14 protein-coding genes are annotated in these 15,228 nt (G+C 71.9%); 8 read left to right on the forward strand and 6 right to left on the reverse strand.

Going from position 1 to position 15,228, the window contains the following annotated elements:
- Nucleotides 1-51: 51 nt before the first annotated feature.
- Nucleotides 52-918 (reverse strand): helix-turn-helix transcriptional regulator, encoded by an 867-nt coding sequence (locus OHA55_RS04920; RefSeq protein ID WP_266703140.1) that lies wholly within the window; start codon nucleotides 916-918, stop codon nucleotides 52-54.
- A 399-nt stretch (nucleotides 919-1,317) separates the two neighbouring features.
- Here OHA55_RS04920 and OHA55_RS04925 point away from each other — a divergent pair, with 399 nt between their 5' ends.
- The 3 genes from OHA55_RS04925 to OHA55_RS04935 all read left to right on the forward strand — a co-directional run bounded on the left by OHA55_RS04925 (nucleotide 1,318) and on the right by OHA55_RS04935 (nucleotide 4,094).
- Nucleotides 1,318-2,241 (forward strand): ABC transporter ATP-binding protein, encoded by a 924-nt coding sequence (locus OHA55_RS04925; RefSeq protein ID WP_266703142.1) that lies wholly within the window; start codon nucleotides 1,318-1,320, stop codon nucleotides 2,239-2,241.
- Nucleotides 2,238-3,005, forward strand: a complete 768-nt coding sequence (locus OHA55_RS04930) for an ABC transporter permease (protein WP_266703144.1) — start codon at nucleotides 2,238-2,240, stop codon at nucleotides 3,003-3,005. The genes OHA55_RS04925 and OHA55_RS04930 overlap by 4 nt, the downstream gene beginning before the upstream one ends.
- An 84-nt stretch (nucleotides 3,006-3,089) precedes the next feature.
- Nucleotides 3,090-4,094: a heme A synthase gene (locus OHA55_RS04935; RefSeq protein WP_266703146.1), complete on the forward strand. Its 1,005-nt coding sequence runs from the start codon at nucleotides 3,090-3,092 to the stop codon at nucleotides 4,092-4,094.
- A gap of 97 nt (nucleotides 4,095-4,191) precedes the next feature.
- Here the strand turns inward: OHA55_RS04935 and OHA55_RS04940 are convergent, their stop codons facing one another.
- Together OHA55_RS04940 and OHA55_RS04945 are read right to left on the reverse strand one after the other, a co-directional pair.
- Nucleotides 4,192-4,548, reverse strand: a complete 357-nt coding sequence (locus OHA55_RS04940; RefSeq protein ID WP_266703148.1) for a hypothetical protein — start codon at nucleotides 4,546-4,548, stop codon at nucleotides 4,192-4,194.
- Nucleotides 4,549-4,660: 112 nt separating this feature from the next.
- Entirely contained in the window at nucleotides 4,661-5,614 is a 954-nt protein-coding gene (locus OHA55_RS04945; protein WP_266703150.1) for a heme o synthase, read from the reverse strand.
- 403 nt (nucleotides 5,615-6,017) lie between these two features.
- On the opposite strand from OHA55_RS04945, the gene tkt reads away from it, so the two are divergent.
- The 5 genes from tkt to pgl are packed head-to-tail and all read left to right on the forward strand — an operon-like array spanning nucleotide 6,018 to nucleotide 12,632.
- Nucleotides 6,018-8,105 (forward strand): transketolase, encoded by a 2,088-nt coding sequence (tkt, locus tag OHA55_RS04950; protein ID WP_266703152.1) that lies wholly within the window; start codon nucleotides 6,018-6,020, stop codon nucleotides 8,103-8,105.
- A gap of 33 nt (nucleotides 8,106-8,138) precedes the next feature.
- Entirely contained in the window at nucleotides 8,139-9,257 is a 1,119-nt protein-coding gene (tal, locus tag OHA55_RS04955; protein WP_266703154.1) for a transaldolase, read from the forward strand.
- A 5-nt stretch (nucleotides 9,258-9,262) separates the two neighbouring features.
- Entirely contained in the window at nucleotides 9,263-10,795 is a 1,533-nt protein-coding gene (zwf, locus tag OHA55_RS04960; protein ID WP_266703156.1) for a glucose-6-phosphate dehydrogenase, read from the forward strand.
- The gene (gene opcA, locus OHA55_RS04965) at nucleotides 10,792-11,853 is read left to right on the forward strand and encodes a glucose-6-phosphate dehydrogenase assembly protein OpcA (protein ID WP_266703158.1); all 1,062 of its coding nucleotides are present in this window, start codon (nucleotides 10,792-10,794) and stop codon (nucleotides 11,851-11,853) included. The genes zwf and opcA overlap by 4 nt, the downstream gene beginning before the upstream one ends.
- Nucleotides 11,850-12,632 carry a 6-phosphogluconolactonase gene (gene pgl, locus OHA55_RS04970; RefSeq protein WP_266703160.1) on the forward strand — a complete coding sequence of 261 codons (783 nt, stop codon included), beginning with the start codon at nucleotides 11,850-11,852 and terminating at the stop codon, nucleotides 12,630-12,632. Before opcA ends, pgl begins: the two co-directional genes overlap by 4 nt.
- Nucleotides 12,633-12,919: 287 nt before the next feature.
- On the opposite strand, the gene OHA55_RS04975 is transcribed toward pgl, so the two are convergent.
- The 3 genes from OHA55_RS04975 to OHA55_RS04985 all read right to left on the reverse strand — a co-directional run bounded on the left by OHA55_RS04975 (nucleotide 12,920) and on the right by OHA55_RS04985 (nucleotide 15,223).
- Nucleotides 12,920-13,045: a hypothetical protein gene (locus tag OHA55_RS04975; RefSeq protein WP_266703162.1), complete on the reverse strand. Its 126-nt coding sequence runs from the start codon at nucleotides 13,043-13,045 to the stop codon at nucleotides 12,920-12,922.
- Between the two features lie 67 nt (nucleotides 13,046-13,112).
- Complete coding sequence (locus OHA55_RS04980; RefSeq protein WP_266703164.1) at nucleotides 13,113-14,723, reverse strand: PH domain-containing protein; 1,611 nt, start codon at nucleotides 14,721-14,723, stop codon at nucleotides 13,113-13,115.
- Nucleotides 14,720-15,223, reverse strand: a complete 504-nt coding sequence (locus tag OHA55_RS04985) for a PH domain-containing protein (protein ID WP_266703166.1) — start codon at nucleotides 15,221-15,223, stop codon at nucleotides 14,720-14,722. The genes OHA55_RS04980 and OHA55_RS04985 overlap by 4 nt, the downstream gene beginning before the upstream one ends.
- Between the last annotated feature and the right edge of the window lie 5 nt (nucleotides 15,224-15,228).

Here is a 15,228-nt window from a genome sequence, read left to right on the forward strand (position 1 = left end):
CTGTCGTGGACCCGACAGCCATCAGCGCCGAATGCTTCAACCGGACATGTTTCAGAACCAGTTGTTGCGCATCGCGTACCAGCCCAGTTGGAGCCGCGAGGTCACCGACGCGGCGTCCATGAGGGCGCGCAGCCGCCGCTGCACGGTGCGCGGCGACGTACCGACCTGCTTCGCCGTCGCCGCGTCCGTCAGGCCCGACAGCATCAGCTGCAGGATCCGCCGGTCCGCCGGGCTCAGGTCGCCGCCCTCGCGCAGATACGGACGGGAGTGCCGCCACGCCATCGCGAACAGCTCGACCGCCAGCACCACCAGGGGCGGCCGCAGCAGCAGCGAGAGGTCCGGGCTGACCTGGACCATCGCCGTCTCCCCGTCCGCCACGGCGAGCTTCATCAGCGGGCTGTCCACCACCCGTACCTGCTCCCCGGCGCGCACCCGTTCCTCCAGCGCGGGCAGCGCCTCGGGCTCGGCGAGGAAGTCGCGGTCGACCAGGATGCGGTAGCCGACCGCCGGACCGTCGTCGTGCCGCGCGGGCCCGTCCCCCTCCCACCGCCCTCCGGCGGACTTCAGGGTGGCCGGCACCGGGGTGACGGTGTTGAGGCCGGTCAGGAAGGCGTCGAAGGTCCGGCGCGCGCCCAGCTCCAGTTCCAGGACCCTGCGCCGCTGCGCCTGCCGCCCCTCGACGATCTCCACCCCCGCGGGCCCGGTGTCCGGTCCCCGGAGGCCGTCCAGCGACCTGACCGCGTCGGCCTCCGCGCGGCGCAGGTCGTCGCCCAGCCGCAGGAAGACGGCGCGCAGCCGGTCGGCCGGGCCCGGGGCGGCAGGACCCCGGGCGGCAGGACCCCCAATTCCGGCGCGGGAGCCAGGCGTGACGGGCTCCGCCTCCTCGGCGGGTGTCGGCTGACGTCCTGGATCAGGCATGCGCGCCAGTCTCTCCCACGGCCGCGTCGGCCCGGTCCGGCCAAGACGACCCCCGGGGGATGCCCCGGACCCGGCCCCGGCCGGTCCCCGCCAGCCTCCGGCGGGTCGCCGGACCCGCCCGGAGCCCCCGGTGGCGAGCGCACGCCATGACGTAATGCCGCCACTCCCGGAGAGACCCGCCGGGCCGCCCGCCCGGCAGACGGCACTTCGACGGCACGCGCTGGGCCGTGTCCGACCCTGCGCGTCGGATCAGTGGGCGGTGTCCGGTGCGGTGCCTCGCAAGGCGGAGGACCGCCCGAGTACGGGATGTACCCGGGCGGTCCGACAACGCCGCGAGGTGCCGCACCGGGCGCCGCCCGCCCGACGGGAAGGGTCAGGCACGCCCTAGACTTGCCCACCATGACAAGCGAGCCCGTCGTCCGGATCACCTCCCTGGTGAAGCGGTACGGAACCAAGACCGCGGTCGCCGGCCTCGACCTCGCGGCGGCCCCCGGCATCACGGCCGTCCTCGGCCCGAACGGCGCCGGCAAGACCACCACGATCGAGACCTGCGAGGGCTACCGCCGCCCCGACGCCGGCACCGTCCGCGTCCTCGGCCTCGACCCGGTCGCCGACGCGGCACGGCTGCGCCCCAGGATCGGCGTCATGCTCCAGTCCGGCGGCGTCTACTCCGGCGCCCGCGCCGAGGAGATGCTCCGCCACATGGCGAAGCTGCACGCGCACCCGCTCGACGTCGACGGCCTGATCGAACGTCTCGGCCTCGGCAGCTGCGGGCGCACCACCTACCGGCGCCTCTCCGGCGGCCAGCAGCAGCGCCTCGCGCTCGCCATGGCCGTCGTCGGCCGCCCCGAGCTGGTCTTCCTGGACGAGCCCACCGCCGGGCTCGACCCGCAGGCCCGCCGCGCCACCTGGGACCTCGTGCGCGAGCTGCGTGCCGACGGCGTCTCCGCGGTGCTCACCACCCACTTCATGGACGAGGCCGAGGAGCTCGCGGACGACGTCGCCATCGTCGACGCCGGGCGTGTCGTCGCCCAGGGCAGCCCCGACGAGCTCTGCCGGGGCGGCGCCGAGAACACCCTGCGCTTCTCGGGGCGTCCCGGGCTCGACCTCGGCTCGCTGATCAAGGCGCTGCCGGACGGCTCCGGCGCCGCCGAGCCCGTCCCCGGCTCGTACCGCATCTCCGGGACCATCGACCCGCAGCTGCTCGCCACCGTCACCTCCTGGTGCGCCCAGCACGGGGTCATGCCGGACGGCATCGCCGTCGAGCGGCACACCCTGGAGGACGTCTTCCTGGAACTCACCGGCAAGGAGCTGCGCGCATGAGCGCCGGTACGTACGCCCCCCGCCCGGGCGCCGCCCCGCTGTCCCGGATGATCGCCGCGCAGACCGCGCTGGAGACCCGGATGCTGCTGCGCAACGGGGAGCAGCTGCTGCTGACGGTGATCATTCCGGCGCTGCTGCTGGTGCTCTTCGGCTCCGTGGACATCGTGGACACCGGCTCCGGCGATCCCGTCGACTTCCTGGCGCCCGGCATCCTCGCGCTGGCCGTGATGTCCACCGCCTTCACCGGCCAGGCCATCGCCACCGGCTTCGAGCGCCGGTACGGCGTCCTGAAGCGGCTCGGCGCCTCCCCGCTGCCGCGCTGGGCGCTGATGACCTCCAAGACCCTGTCGGTCCTGGTGACCGAGGTGCTCCAGGTGGTCCTGCTGACCGTGATCGCCTTCGCGCTCGGCTGGTCGCCGCACGGCAACCCCCTCGCCGTACTGCTCCTCCTGGTGCTGGGCACCGCCGCCTTCTCGGGCCTGGGCCTGCTGATGGCCGGGACGCTGAAGGCCGAGGCGACCCTCGCGGCGGCGAACCTGGTCTTCCTGCTGCTGCTGGTCGGCGGCGGGGTGATCGTGCCGATGGAGAAGTTCCCGGACGCGGTGGCCTCGGTGCTCGGCCTGCTGCCGATCGCGGCGCTCTCGGACGGCCTGCGGGACGTGCTCCAGCACGGTGCGGGCGTCCCCTGGGGCGATCTGGGCATCCTCGCCGTCTGGTCGGTGCTGGGGCTCGGCGCGGCGGCGAAGTTCTTCCGCTGGGAGTAGGAGGGGGCAGCGCGGCGGTGACTCCGGTCACGGTTCGCGGCGACTCGTCCCCCTCGTGAAAGCTTGCACAAGCTGCCGCTTACGATGGTGCGCGTGCCCAAGCTGACCCGAGCCGAAGTCGCTCAAGCCGCGCGGAACCCCCTCGCGTACATCGCCGAACGGTGGACCCCGGACCCCCGGACCGTCCGCCGCGCCGCCATGTCCGCCGTCGTGATGGCGGTGATCATCGTCGCCACCGGCGGCGCGGTGCGGCTGACCGGTTCCGGTCTCGGCTGCCCCACCTGGCCCAAGTGCACCGAGGACAGCCTCACCACGACCAGCGCCATGGGCTTCCACGGCGTCATCGAGTTCGGCAACCGCATGCTGACGTACGTGCTCTGCGCGGCCGTCGGCTGGGCGATCGTCGCGGCGCGGGCGCTCAAGCCCCGGCGGCGGAGCCTCACCCGGCTCGGCTGGGCCCAGTTCTGGGTGGTCATGGGCAACGCCGTGCTCGGCGGCTTCGTGGTGCTGGTCGGCCTCAACCCGTACAGCGTGGCCGCGCACTTCCTGCTCTCCGCCGCGTTGATCACCGTCGCCGTGGTGATGCACCAGCGGGTGGGCGAAGGCGACGAGGCCCCCAAGCCGCTGGTCGGCAAGGCCGTCTCCCAGCTGACCTGGATCCTCGTGGTGGCCGCGGGGCTGCTGGTCGCGGTCGGCACCGTGGTGACCGGCGCGGGCCGGCACGCGGGCGACTCCAGTGACGTGCATCGCATTCCGCTCGACTGGAAGCTGATCAGCCAGCTCCACGCCGACCTGGCCTGGGTCGTGGTGGCGCTGACGCTGGCGCTCTGGTTCGTCCTGAAGGCCGTGGACGCCCCGCCCGGACCGCGCCGCCGCGCCGCCGAGCTGTTCCTCGTACTGATGGGCCAGGGCGTCATCGGGTACGTCCAGTACTTCCTGGACACCCCGGAGATCCTGGTGGGCCTGCACATGGTGGGCGCGTGCCTGGTCTGGATCGGGGTCCTGCGGGTGCTGCTCTCCCAGCGCGAGCGCCCGGTGGCCGCCGCCGCCCCGCTCCCCCGTTCCGGCGATGCGCTGACGACCGTCTGAGCCCCGCCCGCTCCGGGCGCGCGCACAGGCGAGAAGCCCCCCGACACCTGGTGTCGGGGGGCTTCTGCGTGCGGTGCGGTGCGCGAAGAAAAGGGGTTCAGTCGCGGTTGGCCGGGCCACCCACCTGGATGCCCGCCATCCGGGTCCATTCGTACCGGCCGGTGCGCACCTTCGCGGCGAACTCTCCGTCGAAGCTCTCGTGCAGCGTGATGCCGGACTTCTCCGCGGCGCTCGCGGCCACCGCGTGCGAGGGGGCGACGAGGTCGCCCCAGCCGCCGTCCTCGCCCACCAGGACGATCCGGGTGCCCGCCTGGCCGATGTACGCCAGCTGCCCCTCGGCGCCGCCGTGCGCCTTGGCGAAGGCGCCGATCTCCTTGGCCAGCCGGGCCGCCCTGCGTCCGTCGCGGGCCGCGCGCTTGCTGTCCACCTGCTGGGTCTGATCCGTCTGCGCCATGTCTGCCATGGAACAGGATGCTACCGATGGGTAGCGCAACGGGCGACGGGCGGGTGACGTGGCCTGGGCCACGTCACCCGCCCGTCGGCGAGAGCGAAGGGTCGTACGCCGGTCAGCGCAGGAAGGGGTCCACCGCGACGGCGACGAAGAGGAGCGAGACGTAGGTGATGGACCAGTGGAACAGCCGCATCTCCTTCAGCTTCGCTCCGGCGATCCCGGCCTTGGCCCGGTTCTGCAGGCCGTGCGCCTCCCAGAGCCAGAAGCCGCCGGAGAGCAGCGCCACCACGGTGTAGAACCAGCCCGTGTATCCGAGCGGGGTCAGCAGCAGCGAGACCGCGACCATCACCCAGCTGTAGATGACGATCTGGCGGGCGACCACCCGGTTCGAGGCGATGACCGGCAGCATCGGGACGCCGACGCGGGCGTAGTCGTCCTTGACCTTCATGGACAGCGGCCAGTAGTGCGGGGGCGTCCAGAAGAAGATGACCGCGAAGAGGATGACCGCGGCCCAGGAGACCGAGTCGGTCACCGACGACCAGCCGATGAGGACCGGCATGCAGCCGGCGATCCCGCCCCAGACGATGTTCTGCGCGGTGCGCCGCTTCAGCAGCATCGTGTAGACGACGACGTAGAAGAGGAGCGCGCCGAGGCTGAGCGCCGCGGAGAGCCAGTTGACGAGAAGCCCGAACCAGACGGTCGAGACGACCCCGAGGGTGATCCCGAAGGCCAGGCACTCGCGCGGGCTCACCATTCCGGTGACCAGCGGGCGCTGCGACGTCCGGTCCATCAGCGCGTCGATGTCGCGGTCGATGTACATGTTGAGCGCATTCGCACCGCCCGCGGAGATGTATCCGCCGATGGTGGTTGCGAGAACGAGCCACAGGTCGGGCACACCCTGAGCGGCCAGGAACATCACCGGAACGGTGGTGATGAGCAACAGCTCGATGATCCGCGGCTTCGTCAGCGCCACGAATGCCTTGATGCGGGCCCCGAACGGGCGATGGCCCACTGGGCTCGGAGTCAAGGCGACCCCTGCGGGTCGGGACTCGACGGCCGTCACGCACACCCCTGACAGAGAAATCCCAGCAAGCACCGGGCGTGAGGGCCCGGTAAAGACTTGCGCGAACCAGACCACTGTAGACGTTGGGGACAGGCCGCCCTTCGCGGGGGTGGACTCGTGTTGGAGTGGCGCGTTCGAGCGGCTGCCACACCCTTTCGAACACCTCGCCCCGGGAAGCTCGGACGAGAGACCCGCCGCTCGGTCGAGAAGCACAGAAGTACCAGGTCACGCTCATTGGAGAAGCCCAATAGTGAGCCGTCCCGCTCATACGGAAGGCGAACTCCGCCAATGCCGCGCACCCTGGAATCCAACCGGAAATCCCTTGTTGTCACAGGGGTAGGCTCAACATCGTCCGGTGCGGTCACCAGCCCCCGGTTTTCCGAACAGTGGAGAGGAGCCCTGACTCAGGGTGAGCACCAAGCCGACCACCACAGACCTTCAGTGGACCGAATTGGACCAGCGGGCCGTGGACACTGTCCGCGTCCTTGCCGCCGACGCCGTACAGAAGGTCGGAAACGGCCACCCGGGCACGGCGATGAGCCTGGCTCCGGCCGCGTACACCCTTTTCCAGAAGGTGATGCGGCACGACCCCGCGGACGCCGACTGGACGGGCCGCGACCGTTTCGTGCTGTCCGCGGGCCACTCCAGCCTGACTCTGTACATCCAGCTGTACCTGGCCGGCTACGGCCTTGAGCTGGACGACCTCAAGGCCTTCCGCACCTGGGGTTCGAAGACCCCCGGTCACCCGGAGTACGGCCACACCACCGGTGTCGAGACCACCACGGGCCCGCTGGGCCAGGGTGTCGCCAACGCCGTCGGCATGGCCATGGCCGCCCGCTACGAGCGCGGCCTGTTCGACCCGGACGCGGCGCCCGGCACCTCGCCGTTCGACCACGACGTCTGGGTCATCGCCGGCGACGGCTGCCTGCAGGAGGGCATCTCCGCCGAGGCCTCCTCGATGGCCGGGCACCAGAAGCTCGGCAACCTGATCCTGCTCTGGGACGACAACCACATCTCGATCGAGGGCGACACGGAGACCGCGGTCTCCGAGGACACCCTGAAGCGGTACGAGGCGTACGGCTGGCACGTCCAGCGCGTGGAGCAGCTCCCCAACGGCGACCTGGACCCGGCGGGTCTGTACGAGGCGCTGCTGGCGGCCAAGGCCGAGACCGAGCGTCCGTCGTTCATCGCGGCCCGCTCGATCATCGCCTGGCCGGCCCCGAACGCCCAGAACACCGAGGCCGCGCACGGCTCGGCCCTCGGCGACGACGAGATCGCCGCGACCAAGCGGGTCCTGGGCTTCGACCCGGAGAAGACCTTCGAGGTCTCCGACGAGGTCCTCGCGCACACCCGTGAGGCGCTGGACCGCGGCCGCGACGCCAAGGCCGAGTGGGAGAAGTCCTTCGCCGCCTGGCGCACCGCCAACCCGGAGCGGGCCGCCGAGTTCGACCGGATCAACGCGGGCGAGCTGCCCGAGGGCTGGGAGGAGAAGCTCCCCGTCTTCGAGGCCGGCACCTCCGTCGCCACCCGCGCCGCGTCCGGCAAGGTCCTGCAGGCCCTGGGTGAGGTCATCCCCGAGCTGTGGGGCGGTTCCGCCGACCTCGCCGGCTCGAACAACACCACGATCGACAAGTCGTCGTCGTTCCTCCCGGTCGGCAACCCGCTGCCCGAGGCGAACCCGTACGGCCGCACGATCCACTTCGGCATCCGCGAGCACTCCATGGCCGCGGAGATGAACGGCATCACGCTGCACGGCAACACCCGCGTCTACGGCGGCACCTTCCTGGTGTTCTCCGACTACATGCGCAACGCCGTCCGCCTGTCCGCGCTGATGCACCTGCCGGTGACGTACGTCTGGACCCACGACTCCATCGGTCTGGGCGAGGACGGTCCGACGCACCAGCCGGTCGAGCACGTCGCCTCGCTGCGCGCCATCCCGGGCCTGAACGTCGTGCGCCCGGCCGACGCCAACGAGACCGCCATCGCCTGGCGCGAGATCCAGCGCCGCTGGACCAAGGTGTTCGGCAAGGGTGCCCCGCACGGTCTGGCGCTGACCCGCCAGGGCGTGCCGGTGTACGAGGCGAACGACGACGCCGCCAAGGGCGGCTACGTGCTGTTCGAGGCCGACGGCGGCGAGCCGCAGGTCGTCCTCATCGGCACCGGTTCCGAGGTGCACCTCGCCGTCGAGGCGCGCGAGCAGCTCCAGGCGGCCGGTGTGCCGACCCGGGTCGTCTCGATGCCGTGCGTCGAGTGGTTCGAGGAGCAGACCCCGGAGTACCGCGAGAGCGTCCTGCCGAAGGCCGTCAAGGCCCGGGTCGCCGTCGAGGCGGGCATCGGCCTGACCTGGTACCGGTACGTGGGTGACGCGGGCCGCATCGTGTCGCTGGAGCACTTCGGTGCCTCGGCCGACGCGAAGGTGCTGTTCCGCGAGTTCGGGTTCACCCCCGAGCACGTGGTCGCCGCCGCCCGGGAATCTCTCGACGCCGTCGCGCGCTGACGCACACATACGACCAGTAGGAGATGTAATTCCATGACAGACGCACTGAAGCGCCTTTCCGACGAAGGCGTCGCGATCTGGCTCGACGACCTGTCCCGCAAGCGCATCACGTCCGGCAACCTCGCCGAGCTGATCGACCAGAGCCACGTCGTCGGTGTCACCACCAACCCGTCGATCTTCCAGAAGGCGATCTCCTCGGGCGACGGTTACGAGCAGCAGCTCACCGACCTCGCCTCGCGCAAGGTCACCGTCGAGGAAGCCATCCGCATGATCACGACGGCGGACGTCCGTGACGCCGCCGACATCCTGCGTCCGGTGTTCGACGCCACCGACGGCCAGGACGGCCGGGTCTCCATCGAGGTCGACCCGCGTCTGGCCCACCACACCGTGCCGACCGTCGCCGAGGCCAAGCAGCTGGCCTGGCTGGTGGACCGGCCGAACACGCTCATCAAGATCCCGGCGACGAAGGCCGGTCTGCCGGCGATCACCGAGGTCATCGCGAAGGGCATCAGCGTCAACGTGACGCTGATCTTCTCGCTGGAGCGCTACCGCGAGGTCGTGGACGCGTACCTGACCGGTCTGGAGCAGGCGAAGGCCGCGGGCCTGGACCTGTCGAAGATCCACTCGGTCGCCTCCTTCTTCGTGTCCCGTGTGGACGCCGAGATCGACAAGCGTCTGGACGCCGTCGGCACCGACGAGGCCAAGGCCGCCAAGGGCAAGGCCGCCCTCGCCAACGCCCGTCTGGCGTACGAGGCGTACGAGGAGATCTTCTCCTCCGACCGCTGGGCCGCCCTGGACAAGGCGCAGGCCAACAAGCAGCGTCCGCTGTGGGCCTCCACCGGCGTCAAGGACCCGTCCCTCAAGGACACCCTGTACGTCGACGAGCTCGTCGCGCCGAACACGGTCAACACCATGCCGGAGGCGACCCTGGAGGCCGCCGCCGACCACGGTGAGATCACCGGCGACACCATCACCGGTGGCTACGAGCAGGCGCGCGCCGACCTCGACGCCGTCGCGAAGCTCGGCGTCAGCTACGACGACGTCGTGGCGCTGCTGGAGTCCGAGGGCGTCGAGAAGTTCGAGGCGGCCTGGAACGACCTGCTCAAGTCGACCGAGGCGGAGCTCGCGCGCCTCGCTCCTTCGGAGGGCTGACCACTTTGTCTGGTGTTCCCGGAGCAAACCCGCTTCGTGACCCCCAGGACCGACGGCTCCCGCGCATCGCGGGGCCGTCGGGCCTGGTCATCTTCGGTGTCACGGGCGATTTGTCCAGAAAAAAGCTCATGCCCGCCGTTTACGACTTGGCCAATCGCGGCCTGCTGCCGCCGGGCTTCTCGCTCATCGGCTTCGCGCGCCGCGACTGGGAGGACGAGGACTTCGCCCAGGTCGTCCACGACGCCGTCAAGGAGCACTCCCGCACCCCCTTCCGCGAGGAGGTCTGGCAGCAGCTGAGCCAGGGCATGCGGTTCGTGCCCGGCAACTTCGACGACGACGAGGCGTTCGAGACTCTCAAGGAGACGATCGACGAACTCAACAAGGCGCAGGGCACCGGAGGCAACTTCGCCTTCTACCTGTCCGTGCCGCCGAAGTTCTTCCCCAAGGTCGTCGAGCAGCTCAAGAAGCACGGTCTCGCGGAGCAGACGGAGGGCGCCTGGCGCCGTGCCGTCATCGAGAAGCCGTTCGGGCACGACCTGGAGAGCGCGCAGGAGCTGAACCAGCTCGTGCACGACGTCTTCCCGCCCAACGAGGTCTTCCGCATCGACCACTACCTGGGCAAGGAGACCGTCCAGAACATCCTGGCGCTCCGCTTCGCCAACACGATGTTCGAGCCGGTCTGGAACCGGTCGTACGTCGACCACGTCCAGATCACGATGGCCGAGGACATCGGCATCGGCGGCCGTGCCGGTTACTACGACGGCATCGGCGCCGCCCGTGACGTCATCCAGAACCACCTGCTCCAGCTGCTGGCGCTCACCGCGATGGAGGAGCCCGGCTCCTTCCACCCGAAGGCGCTCGTCGCGGAGAAGCTCAAGGTGCTCACCGCCGTCGAGCTCCCCGAGGACCTGGGCAAGCACACGGTGCGCGGCCAGTACAGCCACGCCTGGCAGGGTGGCGAGGAAGTCCTCGGCTATCTCGAAGAGGACGGCATCGACCCCAAGTCGATGACCGACACCTTCGCGGCGATCAAGCTGACGGTCAACAACCGCCGCTGGGCGGGCGTCCCGTTCTACCTCCGTACCGGAAAGCGCCTCGGCCGCCGCGTCACGGAGATCGCGGTCGTCTTCAAGCGCGCCCCGTACCTCCCGTTCGAGTCCGGTGCCACGGAGGAGCTGGGCGGCAACGCCCTGGTCATCCGCGTCCAGCCGGACGAGGGTGTGACGGTGCGGTTCGGCTCGAAGGTGCCGGGAACCTCCATGGAGGTCCGGGACGTGACGATGGACTTCGCCTACGGCGAGTCCTTCACCGAGTCCAGCCCGGAGGCGTACGAGCGGCTCATCCTCGATGTGCTGCTCGGTGACGCCAACCTCTTCCCCCGCCACCAGGAGGTCGAGCTCTCCTGGAACATCCTCGACCCGATCGAGGAGTACTGGGAAAAGAACGGCAAGCCCGCTCAGTACGCGGCCGGCACCTGGGGTCCGGCCGAGGCGGACGAGATGCTCGCACGCGACGGACGGAGCTGGCGCCGGCCATGAAGATCGATCTCACGGAAACCACGTCCAGCAAGATCAACAACGCGCTGATCTCCGCCCGGCGTGCCATCGGCACCCCTGCCATCGGCATGGTGCTCACCCTGGTCGTCGTCACGGACGAGGAGAACGCCTACGACGCCCTCAAGGCGGCGAGCGACTCCTCCCGCGAGCACCCCTCGCGGATCATCGCGGTGATCAAGCGGGTCAGCCGCTCGCCGCGCAGCCGTCGCGACGCGCGTCTCGACGCCGAGATCCGGGTCGGTTCCGACTCGGGCACCGGTGAGACGGTCGTCCTGCGGCTCCACGGCGAACTCGCCAACCACGCCCAGTCGGTGGTCCTGCCGCTGCTGCTGCCGGACGCCCCGGTCGTGGTGTGGTGGGCCGAGGACGCCCCGGCCGACCCGGCGAAGGACCCGCTCGGCGCGCTCGCCCAGCGCCGCATCACGGACACCGGCACCGCCGAGCACCCGCTCGACGGACTGGCCGTCCGCGCGGCGACGTACGAGCCCGGCGACACGGACCTGGCGTGGACCCGCATCACGCCGTGGCGTTCGATGCTGGCCGCCGCCCTGGACCAGCAGCCCGCCCAGGTCGTCTCGGCGACCGTCGAGGGCGAGAGCGACAACCCGAGCTGCGAGCTGCTCGCGATGTGGCTCGCGGACCGGCTCGGCGTCCCGGTGGGGCGTACGCCCTCCCAGGGCCCCGGTCTGACCGCGGTCCGCATGGAGACGAAGAACGGCCCGATCGTTCTCGACCGTGCGGACGGCTCGCTGGCCACCCTCTCGATGACCGGTCAGCCCGACCGCGGTGTGGCGCTCAAGCGGCGCGACACCGCCGAGCTGCTGGCGGAGGAGCTGCGGCGCCTCGACCCGGACAACACCTACGCGACGACGGTGAAGTTCGGTGTCGAGAAGCTGGCCGCCCCCGACGAGGTCGCGGCGGCCACCCCCGCCGCTCCCGCGCCGGAAACGGCCGAGGGCGACACTCCCGAGGCCGAGAAGCCGAAGGCCGCCGCCCCCGCGAAGAAGGCCGCCCCGGCCAAGAAGGCGGCGTCCAAGTGAGTGCCCCTCAACTGGTCGTGCACCGCGACAAGGAGCTGATGGCGCAGGCCGCGGCGGCCCGGCTGATCACGAAGATCGTGGACGCCCAGGCCGCTCGCGGGTACGCCTCGGTGGTGCTGACCGGCGGGCGCAACGGCAACGGCCTGCTGGCCGCGCTCGCCGCCGCGCCCGCCCGGGACGCGATCGACTGGTCGCGGCTCGACCTGTGGTGGGGCGACGAGCGGTTCGAGCCGGACGGCGACCCGGAGCGCAACGTCACGCAGGCCCGTGAGGCCCTGCTGGACGCGGTAGCCCTGGACCCGGCACGGGTGCACCCGATGCCGGCGTCGGACGGTCCGTACGGGAACGACGCGGACGCGGCCGCGGCGGGTTACGCCGCCGAACTCGCGGCCGCCGCCCGCCCGGAGGACCACGGGCCGGTCCCGACGTTCGACGTGCTGATGCTGGGCGTCGGACCGGACACCCATGTCGCCTCGCTCTTCCCGGAGCTGCCCGCGGTACGGGAGACCGAGCGCACCGTCGTCGGTGTGCACGGCGCCCCCAAGCCGCCGCCCACCCGGGTCACCCTCACGCTCCCGGCCATCCGGGCGGCGCGCGAGGTGTGGCTGCTCGCGGCGGGCGAGGACAAGGCGGAGGCCGCGGCCATCGCGCTGTCCGGAGCCGGGGAGATCCAGGCTCCGGCGGCGGGCGCGTACGGCCGCGCCCGGACGCTCTGGCTGCTCGACGCGGCGGCGGCCTCCCGGCTGCCCCGCGATCTCTACCCGCCGGCCTCTTCCTGAGGGGCCGTCACCGGCCATTGCCTGGAGGCCCGTTCCCGCTCTTCACGAGCGGGGCCGGGCCTCTCGCCGTGGCGGATGCGGCCGGGCGCATCCTCCGCGTGGGACGGTGCCCGGCGGCTCCGGACGTCTCACATGTACTCGAAGTACCGGTCGTACCAGTCCGCCTTTCCCAACTCCCCATCGCCCTCTTCCTCTTCGGCCATGCCGCCGACTCCGAGGGCAACCGCTTCTGCGTCATCGACACAACGCACGGCTGAGGCCACGCCGCACCGGCCGCACCCGGGACCTCACGCGCCCGGGACCCGCACCGCCCCGGGCTCACCGCACACCGTGTCCGGGGGGGCGTCGTCGTGCGTGTCGGCGACGACCTCGGCGAGGGTGAAGTGGGCTTGCTCGACCTTCCGGTTGTGCACGCGCACTACCGGGCAGGGCGACGGACCCGGTCCGGAACGGGTGATCCCCCCGGCTCCGCACGGCGCGTCAGCCGGCGGGATCCGCGTGCTCCGGCGGTCCGGAGCCTCTGCCCCCGCGGTCGTCCTCGTCCCACTCCAGGAAGGGCGCCAGCAGCCCCGGTACGGCCTCGGAGGCGAGCCGGAGCCCCTCTGCCGCCCCGGTGTCGTACACCGTGTAGGCGCCCGTGCCCGCGGCCGTGGTGGCCGTAATGTCCATCAGGCCGGCCCGCCGCTGGAAGTACGACTGCCGTACCGTCCAGCCGATCACCCCGGACCGCTCCACGGCGGCGGTCGAGCGCCGTACGGTGCCGGAGCGGGTGACCAGGTGGCGGCCGGTCAGGGCGTGGCCGAGGCTCCGGTAGGCGTCCAGGGCCAGCACCACCGCGACCGGTACGCCCACCAGGGCGCAGCCGAGCGCGGTCCACAGCAGGGCGGGGGTGGTGGCGGCCCCGAGCGCTGCCAGGAGGACCGGCGGGGCCAGCACCACCGCGAGGGCCCGCCGCAGCCGGCGGCCCCGGGCCGCACGCGGGTGGCCGGTCAGGGGCGCGGCGGTCGGGGCCGACTCCTCCCGGAGCACGGCGGCGACGATCCGTTCCGCGTCCTGCCGGGGCACCGCGGGCAGCAGGGTGCTGTGGCTGGCCTCCTTGGCCTCCTCGTCGTCGGCGAGCCCGGTGGTGATCACGTCCACCCGGGCGGCTCCGAACAGCCGGACGCCCAGCGGCTCCACCAGTTCGGCGCCGCGCAGCCGGGCCTCCTCGACGGTGATGGAGCGGGAGGTCAGCAGCCCGCGGCCCACCCTGAGGGTGCCGCCCGGCTCGCGCTCCAGGCGGTAGTTCCACCACATCTCGGTCCAGAGGCCGAGGGCCCCTGCCGCCCCGGTGAGGAGGGCCGCAGCGACGAGGACGGCCAGCGTCCAGAACAGCGGGAGGGCGCGGAAGAGTTCGACGGTCCAGTGGACGACGTCGCCCTGCGCTCCGGCCCACTCGCTGATCTGCATGATCCCGCCGGCCGCGGCGCCGCCCAGCATCGGGGCGACGAAGGAGACCGGGGCGTAGCGGATCCAGCGGGGGTCGAGGACGGCCAGTTCACCGTCGCACTCCCCGGCCGAGGCACCGTCGCCGCCGGGCGCCGCGTCGCGCGCCAGCAGCAGCCGGCGCAGCCGTTCGCCCTCGGCCCGGGTGACGGGGTCGAGTTCCAGGGTCGATTCGCCGTCCCGGTGTTCGCCGGTGCCGATCCGTACGGTGACCAGGCCGAGGACCCGCAGCAGCGGGCGGGCGGTGAGGTCGACGGTGCGGACACGGTCGAGGGCGAGCGAGCGGCGTCGCACGAGCAGGAGCCCGGAGTGGAGGTCGACGTGTCCGGTGCCGATCCGGTACCGGGTGCGGCGCCAGCGGACGTGGTCCACGAGGGCCGCGCAGCCGGTCAGCAGGACGGCCCCGGCGGCGGTCCAGAGGCCTGCGCCGGCGGTGCCGAAGTGACCGAGGAACCCCATGGCCAGCGGGACTGCGGTGCCGATCACCACCCCGGCCGTGAGGACCGCGGTGACCAGGGCCGTACGGGGGTCGAGGCGGCGCCATCCGTCGTCGGTGCCGGGGGCGTTCGCGGGTTCCGCGGTGTGCGCGGTCTCCGCGGTGTTCATGTCGCGTCGCCGGGGGTGTCCCGGGTGATCCGGGTCAGCCGTTCGGCGAGCGCGGCGGCGGGCTCGTGCCCGAGCCCCGCGATCCGTACCGCTCCCTTGGCGGAGGCGGTGGTGACGGTGAGGGTGGCGAGCCCGAAGAGCTGCTCCAGCGGGCCCCGGACCGTGTCGACGGTCTGGATGCGCGACATCGGCGCGATCCGCCACTCCTGGAGGAGGAGTCCGGTGCGGACGTAGACCGCGTCCTCGGTGACCTCCCAGCGGTGGGTGTGGAACCACCAGCGGGGCAGCACCACCGCGCAGCACACGCCGAGCCCGGCCGTGACCGCCGCGGAGAGCAGCAGCCACGGCCGGGCCGGGGAGATGAGGGCGGCGAGGACGCCGAGCGGCACCAGTGGCGCCGCCGTCAGCAGCAGCCACTGGGCCCGCCACCAGCCGACGGCACGCCGGTCGAGCGAGTTCGCCGGAGGCCGCAGGCGCGGCGCCCCCTCCCCCGCGGTCACCGTCC

Origin of the sequence: Streptomyces sp. NBC_00102, assembly GCF_026343115.1 — a bacterium.
Lineage (GTDB): Bacteria > Actinomycetota > Actinomycetes > Streptomycetales > Streptomycetaceae > Streptomyces.